The organism is Kitasatospora sp. NA04385 (assembly GCF_013364235.1).
GTDB lineage: Bacteria > Actinomycetota > Actinomycetes > Streptomycetales > Streptomycetaceae > Kitasatospora.
This window is the reverse complement of the sequence record NZ_CP054919.1, coordinates 3,434,288-3,457,181: the sequence shown is the minus strand read 5'-3', so window position 1 is coordinate 3,457,181 and position 22,894 is coordinate 3,434,288. Positions and strand designations below refer to the sequence as shown.

At 75.8% G+C, this 22,894-nt stretch carries 24 protein-coding genes; 11 read left to right on the top strand and 13 right to left on the bottom strand.

Features of this window, described 5'->3' with window-relative positions:
* Positions 1-35 precede the first annotated feature (35 nt).
* On the top strand, positions 36-269 hold the full coding sequence (locus HUT16_RS15300; protein ID WP_176188727.1) for a hypothetical protein: 234 nt from the start codon (positions 36-38) through the stop codon (positions 267-269).
* Positions 270-284: 15 nt separating this feature from the next.
* Here HUT16_RS15300 and HUT16_RS15295 read toward each other — a convergent pair whose 3' ends face one another.
* Positions 285-2,765 carry a lysylphosphatidylglycerol synthase transmembrane domain-containing protein gene (locus HUT16_RS15295; RefSeq protein ID WP_176188726.1) on the bottom strand — a complete coding sequence of 827 codons (2,481 nt, stop codon included), beginning with the start codon at positions 2,763-2,765 and terminating at the stop codon, positions 285-287.
* Between the two features lie 127 nt (positions 2,766-2,892).
* Here HUT16_RS15295 and HUT16_RS15290 point away from each other — a divergent pair, with 127 nt between their 5' ends.
* Positions 2,893-3,171 carry a hypothetical protein gene (locus HUT16_RS15290; protein ID WP_176188725.1) on the top strand — a complete coding sequence of 93 codons (279 nt, stop codon included), beginning with the start codon at positions 2,893-2,895 and terminating at the stop codon, positions 3,169-3,171.
* 96 nt (positions 3,172-3,267) lie between these two features.
* Positions 3,268-3,762, top strand: a complete 495-nt coding sequence (locus HUT16_RS15285; protein WP_176188724.1) for an NUDIX hydrolase — start codon at positions 3,268-3,270, stop codon at positions 3,760-3,762.
* Positions 3,763-3,896: 134 nt separating this feature from the next.
* On the opposite strand, the gene HUT16_RS15280 is transcribed toward HUT16_RS15285, so the two are convergent.
* The 3 genes from HUT16_RS15280 to HUT16_RS15270 form a co-directional block, all read right to left on the bottom strand.
* Positions 3,897-4,592 carry a class I SAM-dependent methyltransferase gene (locus tag HUT16_RS15280; protein ID WP_176188723.1) on the bottom strand — a complete coding sequence of 232 codons (696 nt, stop codon included), beginning with the start codon at positions 4,590-4,592 and terminating at the stop codon, positions 3,897-3,899.
* A gap of 69 nt (positions 4,593-4,661) precedes the next feature.
* Positions 4,662-5,378, bottom strand: a complete 717-nt coding sequence (locus tag HUT16_RS15275; RefSeq protein WP_176188722.1) for a tyrosine-protein phosphatase — start codon at positions 5,376-5,378, stop codon at positions 4,662-4,664.
* Positions 5,379-5,447: 69 nt separating this feature from the next.
* Positions 5,448-6,146 carry a hypothetical protein gene (locus HUT16_RS15270; protein ID WP_176188721.1) on the bottom strand — a complete coding sequence of 233 codons (699 nt, stop codon included), beginning with the start codon at positions 6,144-6,146 and terminating at the stop codon, positions 5,448-5,450.
* Positions 6,147-6,422: 276 nt separating this feature from the next.
* Here HUT16_RS15270 and HUT16_RS15265 point away from each other — a divergent pair, with 276 nt between their 5' ends.
* The 4 genes from HUT16_RS15265 (at position 6,423) to HUT16_RS15250 (ending at position 10,112) form a co-directional block, all read left to right on the top strand.
* A complete protein-coding gene (locus HUT16_RS15265; protein WP_254898313.1) occupies positions 6,423-7,157 on the top strand; it encodes an RNA polymerase sigma factor in 735 nt (244 codons plus the stop codon).
* Positions 7,154-8,029: a hypothetical protein gene (locus HUT16_RS15260; RefSeq protein ID WP_176188720.1), complete on the top strand. Its 876-nt coding sequence runs from the start codon at positions 7,154-7,156 to the stop codon at positions 8,027-8,029. The genes HUT16_RS15265 and HUT16_RS15260 overlap by 4 nt, the downstream gene beginning before the upstream one ends.
* Positions 8,030-8,353: 324 nt before the next feature.
* Positions 8,354-8,494, top strand: coding sequence for a hypothetical protein (locus HUT16_RS15255; protein ID WP_176188719.1), 141 nt, complete (start codon positions 8,354-8,356; stop codon positions 8,492-8,494).
* 61 nt (positions 8,495-8,555) lie between these two features.
* Entirely contained in the window at positions 8,556-10,112 is a 1,557-nt protein-coding gene (locus HUT16_RS15250; protein ID WP_176188718.1) for a protein kinase, read from the top strand.
* Here the strand turns inward: HUT16_RS15250 and HUT16_RS15245 are convergent.
* The 6 genes from HUT16_RS15245 to HUT16_RS15220 all read right to left on the bottom strand — a co-directional run bounded on the left by HUT16_RS15245 (position 10,109) and on the right by HUT16_RS15220 (position 14,933).
* A complete protein-coding gene (locus tag HUT16_RS15245; RefSeq protein ID WP_176188717.1) occupies positions 10,109-10,624 on the bottom strand; it encodes a potassium channel family protein in 516 nt (171 codons plus the stop codon). The two genes, HUT16_RS15250 and HUT16_RS15245, sit on opposite strands and share 4 nt — an antisense overlap.
* A complete protein-coding gene (locus tag HUT16_RS15240; protein ID WP_254897818.1) occupies positions 10,621-11,964 on the bottom strand; it encodes a hypothetical protein in 1,344 nt (447 codons plus the stop codon). Before HUT16_RS15240 ends, HUT16_RS15245 begins: the two co-directional genes overlap by 4 nt.
* Before the next feature lie 163 nt (positions 11,965-12,127).
* Complete coding sequence (gene tatA / locus HUT16_RS15235) at positions 12,128-12,400, bottom strand: Sec-independent protein translocase subunit TatA (protein ID WP_176188716.1); 273 nt, start codon at positions 12,398-12,400, stop codon at positions 12,128-12,130.
* Between the two features lie 202 nt (positions 12,401-12,602).
* Positions 12,603-12,926 (bottom strand): DUF202 domain-containing protein, encoded by a 324-nt coding sequence (locus HUT16_RS15230; RefSeq protein ID WP_176188715.1) that lies wholly within the window; start codon positions 12,924-12,926, stop codon positions 12,603-12,605.
* Positions 12,923-13,285 (bottom strand): YidH family protein, encoded by a 363-nt coding sequence (locus tag HUT16_RS15225; protein ID WP_176188714.1) that lies wholly within the window; start codon positions 13,283-13,285, stop codon positions 12,923-12,925. Before HUT16_RS15225 ends, HUT16_RS15230 begins: the two co-directional genes overlap by 4 nt.
* Positions 13,286-13,388: 103 nt before the next feature.
* Positions 13,389-14,933 carry an MFS transporter gene (locus tag HUT16_RS15220; protein WP_176188713.1) on the bottom strand — a complete coding sequence of 515 codons (1,545 nt, stop codon included), beginning with the start codon at positions 14,931-14,933 and terminating at the stop codon, positions 13,389-13,391.
* Positions 14,934-15,043: 110 nt separating this feature from the next.
* Between HUT16_RS15220 and HUT16_RS15215 the strand changes: the two genes are divergently transcribed.
* Positions 15,044-15,631 (top strand): TetR/AcrR family transcriptional regulator, encoded by a 588-nt coding sequence (locus HUT16_RS15215; protein WP_176188712.1) that lies wholly within the window; start codon positions 15,044-15,046, stop codon positions 15,629-15,631.
* Positions 15,632-15,717: 86 nt separating this feature from the next.
* Here the strand turns inward: HUT16_RS15215 and HUT16_RS15210 are convergent, their stop codons facing one another.
* Complete coding sequence (locus tag HUT16_RS15210; RefSeq protein ID WP_176188711.1) at positions 15,718-16,053, bottom strand: cupin; 336 nt, start codon at positions 16,051-16,053, stop codon at positions 15,718-15,720.
* 165 nt (positions 16,054-16,218) lie between these two features.
* On the opposite strand from HUT16_RS15210, the gene HUT16_RS15205 reads away from it, so the two are divergent.
* Positions 16,219-16,479: a hypothetical protein gene (locus tag HUT16_RS15205; protein WP_176188710.1), complete on the top strand. Its 261-nt coding sequence runs from the start codon at positions 16,219-16,221 to the stop codon at positions 16,477-16,479.
* A gap of 81 nt (positions 16,480-16,560) precedes the next feature.
* On the opposite strand, the gene HUT16_RS15200 is transcribed toward HUT16_RS15205, so the two are convergent.
* Both HUT16_RS15200 and HUT16_RS15195 read right to left on the bottom strand, forming a co-directional pair.
* Entirely contained in the window at positions 16,561-17,718 is a 1,158-nt protein-coding gene (locus tag HUT16_RS15200; RefSeq protein WP_176188709.1) for an acyl-CoA dehydrogenase family protein, read from the bottom strand.
* A gap of 161 nt (positions 17,719-17,879) precedes the next feature.
* Positions 17,880-18,197: a hypothetical protein gene (locus tag HUT16_RS15195; RefSeq protein ID WP_176188708.1), complete on the bottom strand. Its 318-nt coding sequence runs from the start codon at positions 18,195-18,197 to the stop codon at positions 17,880-17,882.
* A gap of 456 nt (positions 18,198-18,653) precedes the next feature.
* Here HUT16_RS15195 and HUT16_RS15190 point away from each other — a divergent pair, with 456 nt between their 5' ends.
* Both HUT16_RS15190 and HUT16_RS15185 read left to right on the top strand, forming a co-directional pair.
* Positions 18,654-20,525: an ATP-binding protein gene (locus HUT16_RS15190; RefSeq protein WP_254897817.1), complete on the top strand. Its 1,872-nt coding sequence runs from the start codon at positions 18,654-18,656 to the stop codon at positions 20,523-20,525.
* The gene (locus HUT16_RS15185; RefSeq protein ID WP_176188707.1) at positions 20,522-22,873 is read left to right on the top strand and encodes a hypothetical protein; all 2,352 of its coding nucleotides are present in this window, start codon (positions 20,522-20,524) and stop codon (positions 22,871-22,873) included. Before HUT16_RS15190 ends, HUT16_RS15185 begins: the two co-directional genes overlap by 4 nt.
* Positions 22,874-22,894: the final 21 nt, after the last annotated feature.

The window sequence follows — 22,894 nt, the reverse complement described above, 5'->3', positions numbered from 1 at the left end:
TCGGGTTCGCGCCGCTCCGGTCGGATACTGGCGGTATGCGTGCCAATGCGGAGAACCCCGAGAACCCCGAGTACCCCGAGGACGGCGACGAGCAGTCCCCGACCGTGCTGGAGGCCGCCGACCAGGAGCGGGCGGCGGCCGAACCGGAGGTGGACGACCTGGAGGTGTTGCGGCAGCAGCGCGAGCGGGGCGCGGAGCCCGCGGACGAGGGCGACGCGGTGGAGCAGGTCCGCGAGGTCGCCCTGGAGGACGAGGACTACCGGGAGTAGCGGCTCGGGCCGGCCTCAGATCTGCCCGCGGCGCTTGAGCCAGGCGAAGGCGGCCCAGCCCGGCAGCACCGGCAGCACGAAGGTCAGCAGCCGGAACAGCATCACGGAGTCCCGCGCGCCGACCGCGCCGACGCCGCCGGTCAGCGTCAGCAGGGCGGGCATCAGCAGCTCCACCCCGCCCGCGCCGCCGGGCAGCGGCACCACGTTGCCCGCCGCGTTGCCGGCCAGGAAGGTCATCGCGACGGCGTTGAAGCCCGGGTGCTGGCCGACCGCGCGGGTGCAGCAGTACAGGCACATCACGAAGCACATCGACACCAGCAGCTGCCCGGCCACGCCGGTGGCCAGCCGGCCGGGCCGCTGCGCCAGGTCGAGCAGCCGGGGCAGCACCTCGGCGCGCAGCGGCCGCAGCAGGGTCTGGGCCCGCCGCCGCAGCGAGGGCACCGCGGCGACCGACACCGCGACGACGGCGGTGGCCGCCCCGGCCAGCCAGAGCACCCAGCCGCCGGCCAGCGGGGAGGACGACTCGCCGCCGACCGACGCGGTGTCCACCCCGACCAGGGCGCTGAACACGGCGAGCTGCAGCATGTGCAGCAGCAGGCCGAACAGCTGGCTGACGCCGATGCTGGACATCGCCTGCGCGGTGGGGATGTTCGCGCACTGCAGGTAGCGGGTGTTCAGGGCCAGGCCGCCGACACCGCCGGGGGCGACCACCTTGACGAAGGACCCGGCCACCTGGGTGGCCAGGGTGGAGCGGAACGCCAGCTTCTCGGGGACGAAGCCGCTGAACGCGAAGCTCGCCACCGGGTAGCTGACCGCGGCCCACAGCACGGCGCCGGCCAGCCAGAGCGGGTCGGCCGCGGCGATCACGTCCACCGGGTTGGAGAACTGCAGCAGCGCGTACCCGACCACGACGCAGGCCACGATGGCGAGCAGGGTGCGCGGGCGCAGCCGCTCCAGCCGGACGGGCACGGCGGTGGACCGCGGCGTCTGCCCCTGCACCTCGGCGCGCAGGGCGGCGGCCAGCTCCCCGTGCCGGGCCAGCGCGGCCCGGGTGCGGCGGGCCAGCGCGATCGGTTGCAGCAGCGGCAGCGCGGCGCTGACCGGCCCGGCCCCGAGCACCTCGACCGCGGCCCGCACCGCCCGCTGCGGCCCGGCGTACAGGGCGAGGACGGCGAGCAGCCCGGCGACGTCCAGCCGCAGCAGCAGCTCGCTCGCGGCGATCTCGCCGTGGGCCAGGCCGACCAGGTGCACCCGGCCCTCGGCGTCCAGCAGCACGGTGTTCGGGGACAGCGAGCGGTGCGCGATCCGGCGGCGCTGCAACAGGGCCAACTGCTGCCAGGCGTCGCGCAGTTCGGCGTCGGTGGGACCGGCGTCGGTCTCGGTGCCGCCGCCGGTGCCGCCGTCGTCGGTGCCGTTGTCGCCGGTGCCGTCGCCGTCCGGGTCGGGCAGCTCGTCGAAGAGCGCGGCGAACGGCCGGGCGTCGATCCGCCGGTAGGCGACCAGGGCGGCGTCCGGGCCGAGTTCGACCACCGCGAGGGGGATGCGGGTGCGGGCCCCGGCGGCGGACGCGGCGTGGCCGAGCAGGGTCTGGTGCTCCAGCACGGCGCGCAGCGGGCGCAGGCCGAGCGGGCGGGGCGCGGTGCGCAGCCGCAGCGCCAGCCACAGGTGGCCGAGCAGCCCGCTGGCCTGCGCGTACCGGTCGAGCAGGTGGACGTCCAGGTCGGGGCGGCCGTCGTGCTGGGTGACCAGGTAGCGGCCGCTGCCGAGCATCAGCACCGCGCTCGGGCGGACGCCGGTACCGGCCAGGGCCACCGCGATCTGCTCCTCGGTGGGCTCGCCGACCGGCTCGCCGACGGCGTACCGGGCGGCGTGCGCGGTGGTCCAGCCGAGCAGCAGCGCCAGCACCAGCGACAGCGGGGTGGCGTACCCGGTGACCAGGCCGGACAGCCCGGACAGGCCCAGCGTGACGCCCAGCGCGGTGCGCCAGCGGCGGCGCCCGGCGGTGCCGAGGGCGGTCATGAAGGCCAGCACCGGCGCGAGGTGCCCGTACACCGGGTCGGTGCGGCCGAGGCCGGAGGGCAGCGGGTGGGTGAGCGCGGCGAGGTCGCCCGCCAGCAGGTCCAGGCCGAGCGAGAGGCCGTACGCCAGGACGGCGGCGAGCACGCCGTCGGCGACCCGGCGGCCCTCCCCGCGCAGCACCCGGTCGACGGCGAAGCCGAGCGGCACGGTGAGCAGCGCGGCGCCGCACAGCGCGGCGGTGAGCTTGGCGGGCGGCCAGGGCAGCAGTTCGACGCCGCGGGCCACGTCGCTGTCCAGGCCGAGCGCGGAGGAGCGGGCGTAGCAGGCCAGCAGCAGCACCAGGGCGATCCAGCACCCCCCGGCGGCCAGCCGGATCAGCGCGGCGGGGTGCCGGACGCGGTCCACCCGCCGGGCGGGCGTCCGGCGCGGGGGCGTCCGGGACTCCCGGGATTCGTCGGCTTGTATCACCGTGGCCACGCGGCATGGTCCCACACCGGCCCGGCCCGATCGGGCCGTTCCGGCAAGGGGGACCGAGTGTCCTGGTGTACATCGGTCGATAACGGGAATATCGGTCTGATGGAGGTCCGAGGAAGGGAGTCATGCGATGACCGAGCGCTCGACCGACAGGACGGCCATGCTCCGCCGGGGCGGTGAGGAACTGCTCGCGGAGCGCGGCATGGTCGCCGACCCGGTGGCCCTCGCCCCGCAGCTGCACACCGGGGCGGCCCCCGAGACCCGCGGCGGCCCGCACTACGTGGACGCGGTGTTCAGCCACGGCGGCCGCCGGATGCCCCCGGCCGCCGGGCCCGCCGAGGGGCCCGCCGCCCACACCGACCTGCCCGGCCACCGGCACCGCGGGGCGGAACGGCACTCCGCGCACTGAGGGCCGTCCGGGCCCGGCACCGCGGGGTGGGAGAGCCCGGCACCGCGGGGGTGGGAGAGTGGGGCCGCAAGCTCCCGCCCCCGTCGAAGGAGTGCCATGGCCGACGCCCCCGAGTTCGCCTCCCGTGAGGAGTGGCTCGCCTCGCTGCACCGCGTCTACGCCGCGGCGGGCTGCCTGATCACCGACCCTGAGGGCCGCGTCCTGATCGTCAAGGCCGGCTACCGCGACGCCTGGCAGTTCGTCGGCGGCACCGTCGACCTCGGCGAGAACCCCCGGCAGTGTGCGACCCGCGAACTCCACGAGGAGACCGGGCTGCGCCGCGAGGCCGGCGAACTGCTGGCCGTCGCCTGGACCAACCCCAGCGGCGAACTCGACCACCCCGCCTGCCACTTCCTCTTCGACTTGGGCGTCTTTCCCGCCGACACCCCGATCACCCTCCCGCCCGGCGAGCTCGACGCCCACCGCTGGGCCGCCGTCCCCGAGGCGCTCGCCCTCCTCGGCCCGGCCCGCGCCCTGCGGCTCGAAGCCGGCCTCGCCGCCCGGGTGGACGGCCGCACCCGGCTGGTGACGGCGCCCGCCTCCGGCTTCTGAGCAGGGGAGGACGAGGCGGAGCGAGACCGGGGAACCGCGCGGTCGGCGAGCCCGCCCAGCCGGATCGCGACGCGGGATGCGGACTTGCCCGGTCCCGCGATCCCGCTGACGGGCGGCTTTCGCTGCGCGCCGTGCTACGCCTTGCGCCAGACGTACGCCGCCGAGACCGGGTGGCCGCGGTAGCGCTCCCACTTGGGCTTGAGGGCCGTCCACCGGTCGCCGACCACCTCCTCGCGCATCTCGGCGAGCTGCCAGCCCGCCGCGAGGCCCGCGGTGAGGTGGTCGCTGACCAGGTGGACGTGGGTGGTGATGGCGACCGGGCCGTCGGGGCCGTCGTAGTGGGTGGGCATGCCCGCGGCCATGATGAAGGCGGGGTGCAGGCCGACCAGGACGAACAGGCCGCCGGGGCGGACCAGGCGGTGGGCCTCGCGGTAGAGCGGGCCGAGGTCGGCGAGGTGCTCGTCGACGAGCGAGCAGGCGGCGAGGCCGTACTCCCCGGCGGGCAGGCCGGTCGCGGCCAGGTCGCCCTCCAGCAGCCGCCGGTGGGCCCCGCGGGCTCCGGCGCGGGCGAGCATCTCGGGGGTGAGGTCGACGCCGTCGACCGCGGCGACGCCGCGGTCGCGCAGCCAGGCGCCGGTGCGGCCGGTGCCGCAGCCGAGGTCGACGGCGAGGTCGGTGCCGGCCCAGCGCGGGACGGACAGCCGGGCCAGCACCTCGACGTCCATCGCGTCCTGGACGGTGTCCTCGTAGCTGTCGACCCACCCGGCGTAGCCGGTGCGGACGTCGACGGTGGGGTAACCGCGGGTGTCGAACAGGGAGAAGTTCGTCATGCCGGACAGTCTGGTTCGCGGCCCGCCCGCACCGCGAGCGGTTATCCGGGCGGCCGGTCGTCCGGGCGGTTATCCGAGCAGCCGGGCCCGGACGGCGGCGACGTCCCCGGCGGGCAGCCACTGCTCGGCGTCGAACTCGGCCAGCACCTCGTGCAGGGCCTGTTCGGGGGTGGTGCCGGCGTCGGCGAGCAGGCGGGCGGGGCCGGCCTCCTCCTCGGAGCGGTCCAGGATCGCCCACAGCGGGCGCAGGTTGGCGGCGGAGAGCAGGTAGTCCTCGGCGACCGCGGCGGGGGTGGCCCCGGCGAGGGCGAGCAGGACGAGGGCGGCCAGGCCGGTGCGGTCGCGGCCGGCGCCGCAGTGCACCACGACGGTGCCGGGGCGGGCCCGGGCGACGGCGGCGACCAGTTCGGCGACGGCCTGCCGGCAGTGGTCGAGGTAGGGGCGGAAGGCGAGCGGGGTGCCGTCCAGGGCGCCGAACCGGGACCACCAGTCGGGCCCGGCCAGCGCGTCGAGCGGGACGCGCACCAGGTCGATGCCGTCGGGCGCGGGCAGCAGCGGCCGGTACTCGGCGGCGTCGCGCAGGTCGACGACGGTGCGCACGCCGTACGCGACCAGCGAGTTCTGGCCCTCGGCGGTGAGCCGGTCGAGGTTGTCGGCCCGGACGACCGCGCCGGTGCGGGTGCGCCGTCCGTCGAGGGTGGGCAGCAGGCCGAGGTCGCGGACGTTCAGGCAGCCGTCCCAGTCGAGCCGGCGTTCCTCGTGCGGTATCGCCGTGGTCCCCGTCATGTCCGCCCCCGCGTGTGCGCCCCGTGTCCGTTCCGGAGGTGCGCCCGGCGCACCGCCACTGACAGGGACTCAGCCCGCCCCGGGATGGTTCCCGCCGGGGGCGTGGCGGAACTCCCAGAGCGTCCGGCCGAGCGTGTCGAGCACCCGCACGGTGCGGAACCTGGCGTCCAGGGCGGACAGGAAGCCGCGGGCGGCACCGGCCAGGACGGCCTGCGCGACCGGGTCGTGCCGGCTCCACGCGCCGTGCAACTCCAGGGCGCCGCCGATGAGTTCGGCGCGCTGGATGCGGGCGACGGCGGCCGCGGCGAGGGCGCCGTTGACGCCGTCGAGCTCGGCCTGGCCGAGGTAGTGCTCGCGCTCCTCGACGCGTAGCCGGCGGCGCAGCTCGGGCAGCGCGTAGCCGCGGACGGCGGCCACCGAGTCCTCGACGGCGATCAGCCAGCGCGGCCCGGGCGCCACCTCCCACCAGACCTCGCCGCCGACCGGCAGCAGTTCGCCGATCGGGGAGTGCCAGCGCTCAAGCCCGGTGGGGGAGTTGGCGTCCGGCCGGATGCTGCGCCGGTCCCAGGCGGACTTGTCGGTGACGGAGAGGTTCACGGTGTACCGCACCCGCCCGTCGCCGGGCACCGCCCGCACGCCGAGCACCGCCCAGCGGTCGCGGTCGGGCAGCGAGAAGGAGTGCCGCCAGCCCTGGAACCCGAGCCGGCGCAGCGCGGGCGCGAAGTGGTCGCGGATCCCCGTGGTGTACAGCTCCTGGGCGGTGCGCATGGCGGCTCCGGCCTCCTCGTCCGATGAAGGGTGCGTGGGCGAATCGCCCCGTATTTGCACGGTATGTCGGTGGTGGGGGGCCGAACCGCGGGCGAAGGGCGGCAGCCGGCGGGACGAAGGTCGGTGCGGCGCGGGCCCTGCGGCCCGGTCCGGCGGCGGAGCTGACGCGGCGTCGGCGGGCACCGGGCCCGCACCGGGCCGACACCGCTCGGCCACCGCTCCGTCACGGGACGGGCGGCGCCCCGGCGGTGGGAGCGTTCCCCCGGATGGCGCATGATGTGGCGGGTGCACAGAGCTGAACACCACGGGGCGGACGACGGGGACCGGCTCGGCCGTCCGGATGCACCGGACCGTCCGCCCGCCCGGCGGACCGACCTGGCCGCCGCCGTCCGCGCCGCCCAGGACGGTGACGAGGAGGCGTTCCGGGTGCTGTTCCGGGCCGTCCAGCCGGGGCTGCTGCGCTACCTGCGGGTGCTGGTCGGCGGGCGGGCCGAGGACGCCGAGGACATCGCCTCGGAGGCGTGGCTGCAGATCGCCCGCGACCTGCCGGGCTTCCGCGGCGACGCGGACGGGTTCCGCGGCTGGGCCGCGACGGTCGCCCGCAACCGGGCCATGGACCACCTGCGCCGCCTGCGCCGCCGCCCGGTCGCCGACCTGCCGGTGGAGTACCTGGCCGAGCTGGCCGCCGCCGAGGACACCGAGGGCCGGGCGATGGCCGCCGTGGCCACCTCCGACGCGCTCGCGCTGATCGCCGCGCTGCCGCCCGACCAGGCCGAGGCGGTGCTGCTGCGGGTGGTGCTCGGGCTGGACGCGGAGAGCGCCGCGAAGGTGCTCGGCAAGCGCTCCGGCAGCGTCCGGATGGCCGCCCACCGGGGGCTCAGACGGCTGGCCAAGGTGCTGGAGCAGGGCGGGGGAGCGGCCGCCGGGGTGCCCCGCCGGGAGTCCGGGAAAAGAATTCCCGCGCAGGGTGTGACACCGGCGCAGGTGCCGACGCTGAAGGACACGAGATGAGCACCAACCGATCCCGCCGGATCGATCGCGCCGTCGCCGAGCAGCTGCTCGGCGGCGTCACGGTCGACCCGGAGGCCGGTCAGGACCCCTCCGCCGGGCAGCGGTCCGCGCCAGGACGGCCGGAGCTCGCCGCCCTGCTCGCCGCCGCGGCGGGCGGGGCGGCCGGTGACGGCCCGCTGCCCGGCGAGGAGGGGGCGCTGGCCGCGTTCCGGCAGGCTCGTCGCCAGCCGGCCCCCAGGCAGCACCGGAGACGAAAGATGGCGGACACCGCGCTCGCGCGTGCCCTCAGTGCGAAGGCCGTGGCCGTCGCACTGGGCGTCACCGCCGTGGGCGGCGTCGCGGTCGCGGCGTCCACCGGCCGGCTGCCGGAGGTGCTGGGCGGCCCCGCCCCGGCCCCGCCGGCGACCAGCGCGGCGCCCGCGCCGTCGTCCGCCGAGCCGTCCCCGGCCGCACCGTCCTCGGCGAGCCCCGGTGCCGACCGCACCGGGCGGCCGAGCCCGTCGCCGAGCCGCTCCGGCAGCCCGGCCCGGCCCACCGGCCGGGCCTCCGGCGACCCGTCCGACCCGTCCGGCCTGCCCGACCTGTCGAAGCTCTGCGCGGGCTTCGCCGGGCGGATCGCGGGCGGCAGCAAGCCCGGGGAGGCCGCCGTCGACCCGGATCTCGCCGAGCTGCTGAAGGCGGCCGGCGCGCCGGAGAAGGTGACCGGCTTCTGCGCCCTGCTCGCCGCGCACGGCTGGGACCAGCCGGGCGGGGACGGGCGCGGGAGGCCCACGGCCGTCCCGAGCCGGCCGTCCTCGCCGTCGCCCTCGTCCTCCGGCAAGTGGGGACGCCAGAGCGCCCGGCCGTCCGGCGGGGGGAACAGCCAGGACTGACACCGCACTCCGGTCGGACCGCGGGCTCCCCCGGGCCCCCGTCCGACCGGGCACCGCCTCCGGGCGGCCGACGGGCCCCTGTACCCGTCGTCCGCCCGGGACCGACTCCGGACGGGCGACGGGCTCCCCCGGGCCCCCGCCCGTCCGGATCAGGCTCCGACCGGCAGCGGACTCCCCCGGGTCCGCGGCCGGTCGGGGACCGCTCCGGACGGACGGCCGGACTCCCCCGGGTCCACCGTCCGTCCGGGGCTCCGACCGGCAGTACCGTCCGAAACACCCTGGAGTCACGGTGAACGAACGACCGCACCGCCAGGCGAGCCCGCGATGACCTTCCCCCGCACCTCGCCCGCCGCCGACCGCGCCGCCCGCCGCGCGCTGGAGGACGGCCCGCCGCGCACCCTGCGCGCGCTGCTCGCCGTCGCCCTGGCCGCCCTGACCGCAGCACTGCTCGTCCAGCGCCCCTGAACCGGGTCCGGGCGGCCCGCTATGGTTCACGGGTGCCGGACCGAGGTGATGGGAGTATCCGATGATCGGACGCGCGCTGAACGGCCGCTACGAACTCGGCGAGATCCTCGGAGTCGGCGGCATGGCCACCGTGTACCGCGCCGTGGACCACCAACTGGGTCGCCCGGTGGCGGTCAAGGTGCTCAACGGCGGCCTGGCCGACGACCCGAGGTTCGCCGAGCGGTTCGCCCGCGAGGCCCGCTCGGCCGCGCTGCTGGCGCACCCGCGGGTGGTCACCGTCTTCGACTCCGGCGTCGACCAGGGCTCCCCGTACCTGGTGATGGAGCTGGTGCACGGCGCCACGCTGGGCCGGGTGATCGCCGAGCAGGGCGTGCTGCCGGTGGAGCGCGCCGTCGGCACCGCCGCCGCCGTGCTGGACGCGCTGGCCGCCGCGCACGCCCGGGGCCTGGTGCACCGCGACATCAAGCCCGGCAACGTGATGATCACCCGGGACGGCGAGGTCAAGGTCGTCGACTTCGGCATCGCCCGGGCCGGCTCCTCCTCCGGGCAGCAGCTCACCCAGACCGCGTCCGTGCTGGGCACCGCCGCCTACCTCTCCCCGGAACAGGCCACCGCCGGCCAGGTCGACGGCCGCGCCGACCTGTACGCGGTGGGCTGCGTGCTCTACGAGATGCTGACCGGCGCGCCGCCGTTCACCGCCGACACCCCCGTCGCGGTGACCTTCAAGCACGTCACCGAGTACCCCGTCCCGGTCTCCGCGCACCGCCCCGACGTGCCGCCCGCGCTGGACGTCGCGATCATGCGGCTGCTGGCCAAGCACCCGGCCGAGCGCCCCGCCGACGCCAGGGCCGCGGCCGCCGAACTGCTCGCCGCCGTCCCGGCCGCCCCCGCCGACCGCACCGCCCAACTCCTCGGCGCCGCCACCCGGGTGCTGCCGCCCGTCCCCGCCGCCGCCTTCCCGGCCCCGCCGCCGCAGCCCTGGACCGAGCCGCAGCGCACCTCGGTGCTGCCGCCGGTGCAGGCCCCGCTGCTGCCCTCGGCCCGCTACGAGGACGAGGAGCCCGCGCCCCACCGCGGCCGCAACCCGCTGCTGTACGCGGGCATCGGCGCCGCCGTGATCGCCTGCGTGGCGGGCATCGCCGCGTTCTCGCTCGCCGGCGACGGCTCCGCTCCCGAGGCCGGGCGCACCCCGGCCCCGGCGGCCGCCGCCACCACCGCCGCGCCGACCCCGACGCCCTCCCCGCCGCCCTCCCCGACGCCGACCCCGTCCCCGTCGGCCAGCACGAAGCCCAGCACCTCGCCCAGGCCCTCCGCCACCCCCAAGGGCGGCGCCCTGGTCGCTCAACTCACCCAGCTGCGCGCCGAGGTGGCCCAGACCACCTTCGACCGGGACCGGGACAAGCAGGACGACCTGACCGCCCTGCTGGCCCGGGCCGCCCAGTCCGTCAACGACAAGCAGCCCGCCGACGCGGAGGACTCCCTCAAGGACGCCCAGCGGCTGGTCCGAGACCTCCAGCGCCGCAAGGCCGTGGACGCCCCGGTCCTGATCGGCTGGCAGACCCGGCTCGCCGCCCTCACCACGGCGGTGCACCTGCAGGCCGCCCAGCAGGACGACTAGTCCCCGGGGCGCTCGCGGTGGTGGGCCCGCTGCACCGCGCGGGTCTTCACCTGCCGGGTCAGCGCGGTCACGCCGGTGGTCAGGAAGACCACGGTGTACAGGAGTTGGAGCATCACCACGACCCGGGCGGTCTGCCCGGCCGGGTGGATGTCGCCGTACCCGACGGTCGCCATGGTGATGACCGTGAAGTACAGCCCGTCGACCTTGGTGGTCAGCCCGTCCAGCTCGCCGGGCTGCCGGGACATGCCCAGGTAGGAGGTGGCGAAGACCACCAGCGCGCCGCACAGCAGGAACAGGATGCGCGGCGCCGGGTGCCGGGCGCGGCCCAGCACCTGCAGCCGCACCTCGCGCAGCAGGCCCAGGCCGAGCAGGACCAGCAGGCTCCCGGCCACCAGCCAGCTGAGCAGCGGGTGGTGCGGCCCGAACCAGTCCAGCGGCACCGTGAAGTAGGCCGTCAGCAGCAGCACCGGTCCGGCCAGCAGGACGAGGTACGTCCGGGCCGTCTCCCTCACGCCGGTGCGGCCTTCCCACCGGCGGGCGGCGGGCCGGGCGGCGGGCCCGCGGGCGGCTCGGCGGGCTCCTCGGCAGGGGGGCCGGCGGGGGTGTCCAGGAACTCCAGCACCGCCAGCCCGGCCAGCAGCACCACCGCCGTCCACAGCACCACCGCGCTGGTCGGGTAGCTCCAGGTCAGCACCACCACGGCGGCGACGGCCACCGCGCCCCAGCCCAGCCAGGACTTCCAGCGGTGCACGAACGGGCCGACCGGGCCGAGCCGCATGCCGATGCCCTCGGCGGCCTGCCGCACCGCGCCCAGACCGGACCCCCACAGGTGCCGCACCCAGCCGGCCCGGCGGCCCCCGCCGGTCAGCCAGGCGGCCAGCGCGATCACCACGCCCAGCGCCAGCACCATCCGGATCGCGGCCCGCAGGTAGCGCACCAGCGTGTCGTACACCGCCATCGCGGCGGCCTGGTCGACGTCGGCGGGCAGCTTGTCCAGGTAGATCGCCCGGAACACGCTCAGCCCGATGCCCAGCACCCCCGCCCCGGCGGCCGCCCCGAGCGCCGCCCAGACGGTGGCCCGGCGGTGGTGCACCGCCAGCACGATCCCGCCGACCGCGCACAGCAGCGCCAGCACCGGCACCCAGAACCCGGCCAGGTCGAGCAGCCGCAGCCCGGTCTGCGCCTTGCGCACCGCGTCCGACTGCACCAGCGTGTAGTCGGTGTGCACCTCGGGGATCTTCGACGCCAGCCCCAGCCCGTTGGCCACCAGCCGGTCCTTCACCGCCGCGATCACCGGGGCGAGGTCCAGGCTGACGGTGTCGCCCTTGACCTGCACCGCTCCGCCGCCCTGCCCGGTCAGCACCTTGTCGAACGCGGCGTGCGCGTTGCGCAGCACGCCCGTCCAGACCGTGGCGAAGGCGTCGGACCGGACGAACCGCAGCACCTGGTCGTGGACGAACCCGGTCAGCCCGCTGGTCAGCGCCGGGCCGAGCCTGCCCAGCGCGGCGTCCAGCAGCGGCCGGTCGCCGGGCGCCGCGTCGTTCAGCAGGTCGGTGATCGGCAGCTGCTGCATCACCGCCGTGGTCACCCGGTCGGTCAGCGCGCCCTGCACCGCCGGGTCGGAGGCCAGCGGCGCCATCGTGGCCACGAACCGGTCGGTGTCGGTCACCTGCGACTTGCTCCAGGCGGCGACCACCCCGAGCGGGGTCAGCACCACGGCCAGCACGATCAGCAGCGCCGCGAAGAAGGACTGCACCCGGTGCCGCTTCCGCGGCGGCCCCTGCTCCTCCAGCACGGCGATCCGGCCGCGCAGCTCAGCGAGCTCCCGGTCGTCCGACGGGTCCGCCGCCATCCGGTGCCTCCCAGGTGATCCGCCGTCAGGTGGATACCAGGAGATAACAGGATGAAACGGTCAGCCACTCGGGCGTCCCGACACGCCGGAGCCCCCGGTCCGTCAGGGCGACGGGCCGGGGGCTCCGGTACGGCGGGCGCGGTCGGCCGGGGCCGACGCGGCGTCAGGCCGTGGTCGGCTTGGTGGCCTCGGCGGCCTTGGTGACCACGATCGGCTCGACGGCCGGGCGCAGCGGCTCGGCCTGCGAGGCGGCGGTGCCGTTCTGGGCCTCCGCGGGGGCGTCGTCCTCGCGCAGGGCCTTGGTCTCCGCCTTGAGGATGCGCATCGACTTGCCCAGGCCGCGGGCCATCTCGGGCAGCTTCTTCGAGCCGAACAGCAGGACCAGCACCACCACCATGATGGCGATGTGCCAGGGCTCAAGACCGTTACGGAACATCCCTGACCACCGGTCCTTTCGTGGAAGTTCTCGCTGTGACAAGGGGGCCGAGCGGAATGCCCGACTCGGCCAGTATGCACGGCTCGGTCCGCGAACGTATACACCCGTCGGCAAACAGCCGCCGAAAAACAGGTGATCCCAGTCATGTGGTCTGTGCCACCGCGAGGGGTCCGCCGGTGCCCCGGCGGACCGGCCCGGAACCTCACCCGCCCGTGTTCACCAGCACCGACCACGCCGCGCCGCCGGCCGCCAGCACCACCGCGGCGGTCAGCCCCCGCATCCACCACCGGCCCGCCGAGACGTGCGGACTGTGTTCCACCGCACTGCGCCGCCGCAGCCCGTGCGCGTACGTCCCGGCCGCCGCCGCCGCCAACACCCCGCCCAGCGCGGTCAGTCCGGGCCGCCCCCGGACGTACCCGGTGCGCAGCACCAGCAGCGCGTCGGCGGCCAGCACCAGCGCGGTGCGGCTCCACGCCAGCAGGGTCCGCTCCGGTTGCAGGCCCGGGTCCCGCCCCGCCGCCGTCACCGCGACCAGCCGACGATCAGCACCGAGAACACCGCCGCCGCGACCGCCACGCACACCGTCAGCACCAGCATGGTCCGGGTCGCCGGCAGCGGGCCGCCCGCCCGCATCGCCCGCTCCACCCGCACCCACCGCTGGTAGGCGGCCCACCCCAGCCCCGCCCCGCCCGCGGCCAGCAGCACCGAGAGCGTTACCCGCACCGGCACCGGCGCCAGGTCCGGGGTCAGCTGGTCCAGCCCGACCGCCCCCGCGAGCAGCGCCAGCGCGGTCCTGATCCAGGCCAGGAACGTCCGCTCGTTCGCCAGCGTGAACCGGTAGTCCAGTTCCTTCGGCTCCTCGGGTTCCCCGGACTCCTGCGCCATACGGCGACCCTAGGCGGGGCCGCCCGCGCCCACAACGGAACCGCGCCGGGGCGAGTCGCCCCGGCGCGGTCCCTTCCGCGTCCGACCTCCGCCGCGTCGCGGCCTACGCGGCGAGCTCCCGCTCCTCCTGCGCCGCGGCCTGCGCCGCGCCCGGCACCGGCAGGTGGCGCATCAGCAGGTGGGCGGCCAGCGCGGCGCCGAGCATGACCAGGACGCCGACCACCGCGGCGACGTGCATCCCGTCGGCGAAGGCGTCGCGGGCGGTGGCCAGGAGCCGGTCGGCGGCCTCGCCGGGCAGGTGGGCGGCGGTGGTGACGGCCCCGCCGAGGGTGTCGCGGGCGGCCTCGGGGGCGGTGCCGTCCATCCGGGAGCGGTAGATCGCGGCGCCGGCCGCGCCGAGGACGGCGATGCCGAGCGAGCTGCCGAGCTCCTGGGCGGTCTCGGAGGTGGCGCCGGCCGCGCCGGCCCGGTCGGCGGGGGCGGCGGAGAGCACCATCTCGCCGGTGATGCTGATGGTGCCGACCGAACCGGCCGCGATCACGCCGGCCGCGATCAGCGGGAGGGCGAGCGAGGAGCCCGGGTCGACCAGGGCCATCGCGACGAACCCGCCGGCGCCGGCCAGGAACCCGGCGACCAGCAGGACGGCCGGTCGCACCCGGCCGGCCAGCGCCCCGAACCCGCCGACGGCCGCGCCGACGCCGACGCTGGGCAGCAGCGCCCAGAGCGAGGCGGCCAGCGGGCTGTAGCCCTTGACCAGTTGCAGGTACTGCGAGGTGAAGAGGGTGAAGCCCATCATCGCGAACATCGCGATGGTGTTGACGGTGATCGCGCCGGTGTAGGTGCGGATGCGGAACAGGCTGATGTCGATCAGCGGGTTCGCGGCCGTCCGCAGCCGGACCACCAGGGCGCCGCCGATCGCCAGGCCGACCAGCAGCACCAGGGCGGGGAGCGGGCTCCAGCCGTCCACCGCGAGCGTCTTGATGCCGTAGACGACCGGCAGCACGGTGGCCATCGAGAGCGCGGCGCCGAGCAGGTCGAAGCGGCCCTGCTGCGGGGCGCGGTACTCGGGGAGCAGCACCGGCGCCAGGACCATCACCAGCAGCATCGCGGGGACGGCGATCAGGAAGGCCGAGCCCCACCAGAAGTGGTTGAGCAGGAGTCCGCCGATCACCGGCCCGAGGGTGGCGCCGGCCATCATCACGCCGCTCCAGGCGCCGATCGCGGACTGCCGCTGCTTGGGGTCGGGGAACATGTTGCGGATCAGGGCCAGCGTGGAGGGCCCGAAGACCGCCCCCGCGATGCCCAGCAGGGCCCGGGCGGCGATGAGTCGGCCCGCCCCGTCCGACCAGGCGGCGACCAGCGAGGCGGCCGCGAAGGCGGCGGTGCCGCCGATCAGCAGCTTGCGCCGGCCGATCCGGTCGCCCAGCGCGCCCATCGGGATCAGCAGCCCGGCGAGCAGGAACGAGTACATGTCCATGATCCACAGCTGCTGGGTGCCGCTGGGGTGCAGGTCGGTGGCGATGAAGGGGACGGCGAAGAACAGGACGCCCATGTCCATGGCGAGGACGAGGGTCGGCAGCAGCAGGAGGGCGAGGCCCAGCCAGGCCCGGCGGCCGGCGCGCTCGGCGGTGCGGTGGTCGGTGGTCATGACGATGACTGTACGGATGTCTTGCACGAATGTCTAGTACAAGCGTCTAAATCAATCGTTCCAGACGTTCGAGCAAGACAATCGTCTTGGACGGAGTTAGCATCGGCGGCATGGGAAATCGTGAGGACCTGCTGGCCAGCGCTGCCCGCTGCCTGCAAGAGAAGGGCTACGGGCGCACCACCGCCCGGGACATCGCCACCGGCGCGGGCGTCAGCCTGGCCGCGATCGGCTACCACTACGGATCGAAGGACGCCCTGCTGATCGAGGCGCTGGTCGAGGCGATGGGGAAGTGGGGCGACTCGATCGGCGCCGCGCTGTCCGCCGCCACCGCGGTCGACGACCCCCGGGAGCGCTTCGTCCGGGCCTGGAACGCGGTGCGCGACAGCTTCGCCGCGCACCGGGGGCTGTGGACCGTGCAGTTCGAGCTGCTCGCCCAGCTCGACCACCTGCCCGGGCTGCCCGAGCGGCTGGCCGCGGCGCAGAAGGAGGGCCGGCTCGGCCTGGCCGCGCTGTTCCAGGGCAAGGCCGAGGTGGCGGACACCCCGGACGAGCTGGCCCGGGGCATCTTCTACCAGTCGCTGCTGCTCGGGCAGGCCGGCCAGTGGCTGATCAGCCCCGAGCTGGCGCCCAGCGGCGAGCAGTACCTGCTCGGGCTGTCCCTGGTCTCCGGTGACGTGCTGGGCGGGGCGAAGGGCTGACCGGCCCGGCGGGCGGAGGCGCCGCGGCCGCCGCCGGGGGAGACGCCGGGGACGCACCGGGGGAGACGCCGCGGGCGCCGGGGGTGTCAGGCGGTGACGGCGGTGAGCAGCACCACCGCGTCGGTGTGGGCGAGCAGGCCGTGCCGCTCCTGCGGGATCGGGTGCAGCTCGCCCGGGCCGGCCTCCTGCCGGCGGCCCGCGACGGTCAGCGCGACCCGGCCGCGCAGCACCTGGAGGCTGGCCGCGACCGGGGCGTTGTGCTCGTCCAGCACCGCCCCGGCGCGCAGCGCGATCACGGTCTGCCGCAGCACCCCGTCGTGCAGCAGCAGGTGGGCGCTGCGGCCGTGCGGGCTGGCGGCGGCCTTGGCGGCGTGCTCCTCGGCCAGGGCGTTCAGGTCGATCCGGGTCGGCTGCTCGGTCATCGCGTTCTCCTCCGTCGGTCCCCCCGCACCACCGGGCCCGCCGACCGGGCCCCGCGGTCGACCCTAAGCGGCGCCCCGCGCGTGTCGCGCGCTGGATCACGCGCAGGGGTTAAGGAAGGGGCCGCTCGGCGTGCGGGGGCGGGGGAGTGGGCCGATGGTGGCCCTATGACGACCAATCAGAAATTCACCGTCGGCGGCTTCCAGGTCAACCGCCGCCTGCTCACCGCCGGCGCGGCCCTCACCGGGGTCGGCGCCGTCGTCGCCCTGGCCGGGACGGCGCTGGTCTGCACCGCCCTGGTGAGTGCGGGCCGGGGCTGGGTGCGGACCCTGGAGACCCACCCCGCCGAAATGGCGCAGCGCACCTTCCAGCAGGCGAAGGCCGCTTCGGCGGCCGGACGGGAGGCCTGGCGCAGCAGCGTCAACTGACCGGAGCGACGGTGGAACGGCACGGAGGCGGGCGCCCGACCGGGTGCCCGCCTCCGCCGTGCGCGCTCGGCCCGGCCGGTCCTACAGGCCGAGCGACTTGGCGATGATCGTCCGCATGACCTCGCTGGTGCCGCCGTAGATCCGGAACACCCGGTTGTCGGCGTAGAGCCGGGCGATCGGGTACTCCAGGATGTAGCCGTAGCCGCCGTGCAGCTGCAGGCACTGGTCGATCACCCCGGAGGCCGACTCGGTGCAGAACAGCTTGGCCGCGGCGGCGTCCGCCACCGTCAGCTCGCCGTTCTGGTAGAGCTCCAGCGCCTGGTCGACCATCGCCTGCTGGGCGAGCACCTGGGCCTGGCAGTCGGCCAGCGAGAACTTGGTGTTCTGGAACTCGGCGACCGCCTTGCCGAACACCTTGCGGTCCTTGACGTACTGCACCGCGAAGCGCACCGCGGCCGCCGCCGAGGCGTACGCGCCGACGGCGATGGCCAGGCGCTCCTGCACCAGGTTGTGCGTCAGGTAGGAGAACGCCCGGCCCTCCTCGCCGAGCAGGTCCGCCACCGGGACCTTGACGTCGGTGAAGGACAGCTCCGCGGTGTCCGAGGTGCGCAGGCCGATCTTCTGCAGCTTGCGGCCGACCGCGTAGCCCTCGGACTTCGTGTCCACGCACAGGATGGACAGGCCCGCGCGGCGGTCCGCCGGGTCGTACGGGGCGGTGCGGCAGACCACCAGCACCAGGTCGGCCAGCACGCCGCCGGTGATGAAGGTCTTGGCGCCGTTGAGGACGTAGTGGGTGCCGTCCTCGGACAGCTTCGCCGTGGTGGCGATGCCCGCCAGGTCGGAGCCCGCGCCCGGCTCGGTCATCGCGATGGCGGTCATGATCTCGCCCGAGACGAAGCCGGGCAGCCAGCGCCGCTTCTGCTCCTCCGAGGCGTACTCCATCAGGTACGGCAGCACCAGGCCGGTGTGCACGCCCGAGGAGCCGAAGGTGACGCCCGCGCGGGCGGTCTCCTCGTAGATCACGGCCTGGTACTTGAAGCCGCTCTCGCCCGCGCCGCCGTACTCCTCCGGGACCTCGATGCCGAACACGCCCAGCTCGCCGAGCTTGCGGTAGAAGTCGCGCGGCGGGTGGCCGGCCTCCTCCCAGCTCCCGTAGACCGGGACGACCTCGTTGGCGATGAAGTCCCGGATGGTCTCCCGGAACGCCTCGTGGTCCTCGTTGTACACGGTGCGGCGCACGGTGCGCTCCCTTCGGCGGCTGCTCGCTCAAGTTAATCGCCAGTAGCTTCCGGTGTCCAGGGAGGCGGACGGGCAGGTGAGCGGGCTGCGGAGGGATTTCGGCGGCGCTCGCCGGGGTGCGGGCGGCGGCGCGGTTCCCCGCGCCCCCGCCCGCGGGCGGCCTAGTACAGGACGAACGGGTAGTAGACGGTGTGCGCCAGGTTCGCGTTGGACTGGAGGGCGCCGACGCCGCCGGTGTTGTCGGTGGCGGCGAGGGTGTTGTTCTGGTTGCTCGCGCCGGAGCCGGTCGCGGTCTGCTGGGTGCCGTTGGCGTTGCCGTGCACCGGGCCGACGATGTTGCCGGAGCCGATGGTGCCGACCACGCCGCTGTTCGAGGAGTGGTCGGCGCCCGCGCCGTTGTCGGCGGCGGCGGTGCCGGCCCCCGCGAGGAGGAAGGCGCCGAGGGCGGCGACGACGGCGACTGCGCGAATACGGGACACGGTGGTCTCCCTGCTAACTGGTGCGAATGTGGCGCTGCGGGGTGGCCGCCCCGTTCGCGCCGGTTCCTGGCGTCGCGTCATCAGGATTGCCCACGGGGCCGTTCGGGTTCCAGTGCGGGCACGCGGGTTCGCCCGAAGGTGTCACTCCGGTGGAATAGCGCCGGGACCGGGAGTGACCGGCGCCGGTCCGCAGAACACCGCGCTGACAAGGGATTTCACCGTTCCGGGCAGGTCCGCCGCGATCTCCGCACGTCAACGCCGGGTTGACCGAGGATCGACAGGAACGGGAAATCGGAAAGCAGTGGTCCCCCGATTGTCGTACTGGCACACTGGGGCCTTATGTCTGATGGCCTTCCCCCCGCTTCCGGAGCCGACGGAAGTGGCGCCGAATTCCCCGCGTCCGAGAACTCGGCGGATCTCCGCACCACGGAGGTCGACCTCGGCGGCCTGGTGGGAGTGCTCGCCACGCACCTCTACTCCACCCCGCTGGTGGCGCTGCGCGAACTGGTGCAGAACGCCCACGACTCGCACACCCGGCGGAAGTTGGAGGACCCGGAGGGGGCGTACCGCCCGCTGATCCGGGTCACCGGCGACCCGGCGGCGCGGACGGTGTCGATCGAGGACAACGGCGCGGGGCTGACCGAGCCGGAGATCCACGCGTACCTGGCGACCGTCGGCACCGGCTACACCCGGATGCTGCGCGACCTCACCGGCAACCAGGACCTGATCGGCGCCTTCGGGCTCGGCTTCCTCTCGGCGTTCTCGGTGGCCGAGGAGGTGACCGTCACCACCGCCTCGCACCGCGAGCCGGCGGCCGCGCACACCTACCGCAGCCGGGGCGGCGAGCAGTACAGCGTGGAGCGGGCCCCGGCGCGGCCCGGGCCGGGGACGGTGGTGCGGCTGCGGCTGAAGGCCGAGCACGCGCACCTCGCCGACGAGCACGCGCTGCGCGAGGTGCTGGCCCGGTACTGCGTGCTGCTGCCGATCGCGGTGTACGTCGGCGGGGACGAGCGGCCGGTCAACGACGTGGCGGTGCCCTGGCGGCAGGACGCGCCGGGCTCGGCGCACCTGCACCGGATGCGCTTCGCCTCGGCGTTCGCCCGCAGCTTCGAGCCGCTCACCGCCTTCCCGGTGACGCCCGTCGAGGACCGCACGGACGCGGTCGGGCTGCTGTGGGTGCAGGACGGCGGGACGTACGGGTCGAGCGACAACCGGGACCTGGCGGTCTACCTGCGCGGCATGCTGCTCGCCGACGACGCCCGGGACCTGCTGCCCAGCTGGGCCGGGTTCATCGGCGGCGTGGTCGAGTCGACCCGGCTCACCCCCACCGCCAGCCGCGAGGACCTCCAGCGCGACGAGCACTACCGGGCGCTCCAGCAGGCGCTGGCCGACGCGATCGTGGACGGCCTGTACGAGACCGCCCGGCTGCACCCGGCGGCCTGGCGGCGGATCCTGGCCCGGCACGGCCAGGACCTGCTGGGCGCGGCGCTCTGCGACGAGCGGCTGTTCACGCTGCTCGCCGACGACGTCCCGGTGCCGACCTCGCAGGGCGAGCTGACCGCGGGCGCGCTGCGGGCCGCGGGCTCCGGCGCGGTGCACGTGGCGCTGGGCAGCGGCGGCGGCTTCGAGGAGATGCTGTACCGGGCGATGCAGGTGCCGATCGCCCGCGGCGACCGGTACGCGGTGCTGCCGTTCCTGCGCCGCTACGCCCGGCTGCGGGACTGCCGGATCGTCGAACTCGGCAGCGAGAGCGGCAACAAGGAGCTGTTCCGGGCCCCGGACGTGCCGCTGCCCGCCGAGCAGCAGGCCTGGCTGGCGGCCGCGCTGACCGAGGACGGCGAGCAGCTGGTGCCCGCCAGGTTCGACCCGCCCGGGCTGCCGCTGGTGCTGGTGCCGGACCGCGAGGCCGAGCTGAAGGCGCGGATCGAGGACGACCGGGCGGACTCCCGCATCCCGTCCGCCGCCCTGCAGTTGGCGCGGGCGTTCACCGCGCGCACCGACGGCGCGGTCAGGGCCCGGCTGTACCTGAACCTGGCCTCGCCGGCCGTCCGCGACCTGCTGGCCGCGTACCGGGACGGGCACACCGGGGCGGCCACCGCCGCGGCGCTGCTGCGCTCGCTGAAGGTCATCATGGCGGCGGCCTCCGGCTCCGCGGGCGGCGACCTGGGGGCGGCGCTGTCCGGGATCTCCACCGCGGTGGCCGCGCTCACCGCGGCCGTGCCCGCCGACGGGCTGTCGGCGGTGCCCGACACCATCTCCGTCGAGGCCGCCGACGCCGCAGATGCCGCTGACGCCGCAGACCTTCCGCAGGGGGACGAGGAACGATGACCACCGACATCTGGTCCTGGGTGCACGACACCCACCGGCAGCTCGCCGAGTCCGGCCAGCACCGGCTGGCCGACGCGCTCGCCGAGATCGCCGGGCACGCCGTGGAGGGCCGCAACGAGCAGCTGGACGCGATGTACCCGGAGGCGCTGGCCTCCGCGCGGGCCCTGGGCCTGCCCTGGGTGGAGGTGTTCCTGCGGCACTGGCGGCTGCAGAACCTGCTGAACAAGCGCCACCAGGGCGAGGCCGCGCTGTCCGAGGCGGTGTCGCTGCTGGAGTTCGCGCACCGCGAGGAGACCGCGTCCTGCCCGCAGTCGGTGTGCGCCGTCCAGGACTTCACCATCTGCCACGCCAACATCGACGGCCCCGGCTACGTCCCGGAGCGGCTCGCCGTGCTGGAGGAGGCGCTGCAGCGGGTCGAGCCGGCCCGGGCCTGCTTCGACTGCCTGTCCCGCGAGTACGCCGACACCCTGGAGGACGACGGCCGCCCGGCGGACGCGCTGACCCACCTCGACCGGGCCGAGACCCGGATCACGGCCGCCGGCGAGCGGGTCTCGCTCTCCTTCGCGCACAGCCGCGCCTCCGCCCTGCACCGGCTCGGCCGCCACCAGGACGCGCTGGACGCGTACGACACCGCCGAGCGCGCCCACGTCGCCGCCGGGAACCGGCCGGACGACGACGACCGGCGCAAGCTCGCGGCCGGCCGCGCCCTGCAGTTCGCGGCGCTCGGCCGCCCCGGCCCCGCGCTGGAGCTGCTGCCGGACGCCGAGGAGGCCGACCGGTACCCGGACATCCGGCACCGCTGGTCCTCCGCCGTCGAACTGCTGGCCGCCGCCGGTGAGTTCGACAACGACGCCGCGCTGGGCGCCCGACTCGCCTCCTGGGCGGGCGAGTTGGACACCGCCGGGTCGCACCGCCCGTGCCTCGACCTGGTGCTGCGGGCCGGTCGGCTGGCGCTCGCCCGGGGCGCCCGCGAGGTCGCCCTGACGCTGGCCCGCACCGGCGAGCGCAAGCTCGGGCAGCTGCGCCGCACCGAGGGCGTCGCCGAGCAGGTGGCCGCGCTGCGGGCCGCCGCCGAGGCCCTGCCGCTCCCCGAACTCCCGGTGCCGGTCGAGGAGTTGCCGGCCTGGCTGGCCGAGCACCGCCCCGACCCGGAGACCGGCGCCGACCTGCTGGCCGCCGCGCTGGCCCGCGGCGAGCGCCCCGACACCGTCCTGGTGGTCAACCTGGCCGGCGCCCTCGGCGCGCTCGGCCACACCCGGGCCGTCGCCGAACTCGCCTGGGCCCAGCTGGAACTGGACCCGGGCCACGCGTACCTCACCGGCATGCTCGGCCAGCTCCTGATCGACTCCGAGGACGGCGAGGGCGTCGACCGGCTGGCCACCCGGCTGGCCCGGGCCACCCCCGAGGACCCGTCCGACGCGCACTGGCTGCGGGCCCGCTGGGCCGCCGCCCAGGGGCGCTGGGAGGAGGTCGGCGAGCAGTGCGCGGCCGTCCTGGTCCACTCGCCCGACGCGCTCAACACCCGTCGGCTGGCCGCGGCCGCCGCGACCCGGCGCGGCGACCACGCCGAGGCCCAGCGGCTGTACCTGGAACTGCTGGAGCACGCCCTCGACCCGGCCGAGGCGGGCGAGGAGGACGCGTACCGCACCGTCCAGGAACCCGACCTGTGGCACCTGATCACCGCCGCCACCGCCAACCGGGACTGGGCGGCCGTCCGCGCCGCCGGCGCCCGGATCGGCATCGAGTTCGACACCGACAGCGGCCCGGTCGAGGAGCAGTGGCAGCTGATCGAGCTGCGCGTCCCCCGGGCCAACGGCACCACCACCGACCTGCCCGCGCTGCGCACCGGCCCGGCCACCGCCAAGGTGCTGCCGGTGCTCGGCGAGGATCTCGACCTCAACCACGGCGACGTCGCGGTCTTCTCCCCGGCCGTCCTCAACGACCGCCCCGAGCCCGGCTCGCCCGAGCAGGAGGACTGGCGGCCGGTCTTCGAGTTCCTCACCCTGCTCGACCCGGCCGGCTACACCACCTACTGGATCGACGGCGTCCGCCCCGACCCGGAGCGGTGGTACGCCCTGCGCGACGCCGTCCGGGCCGCCGGGCACGAGGTCTGGGTCTACAGCGGCGACACCTACCGCACCGCCGACCCGGCCGACCCCGAGGGCAGCCTCCCCGGCGTCTACGCGGCCCTCGGCGTCCCCCCGACCGCCACCGCCGCCCAGGCCGACGCCCTCCTCACCGCCCTCACCGCCGACCTCGCCCACCCGCTGGCCTGGCCCGCCCTCGCCGAGGCGGCGGGCGCCGACACCGCCCGCCACCGGAAGATCGTCGACGACTACGGCCTCTGACCGGCTCCCCGCCCCGCCCGG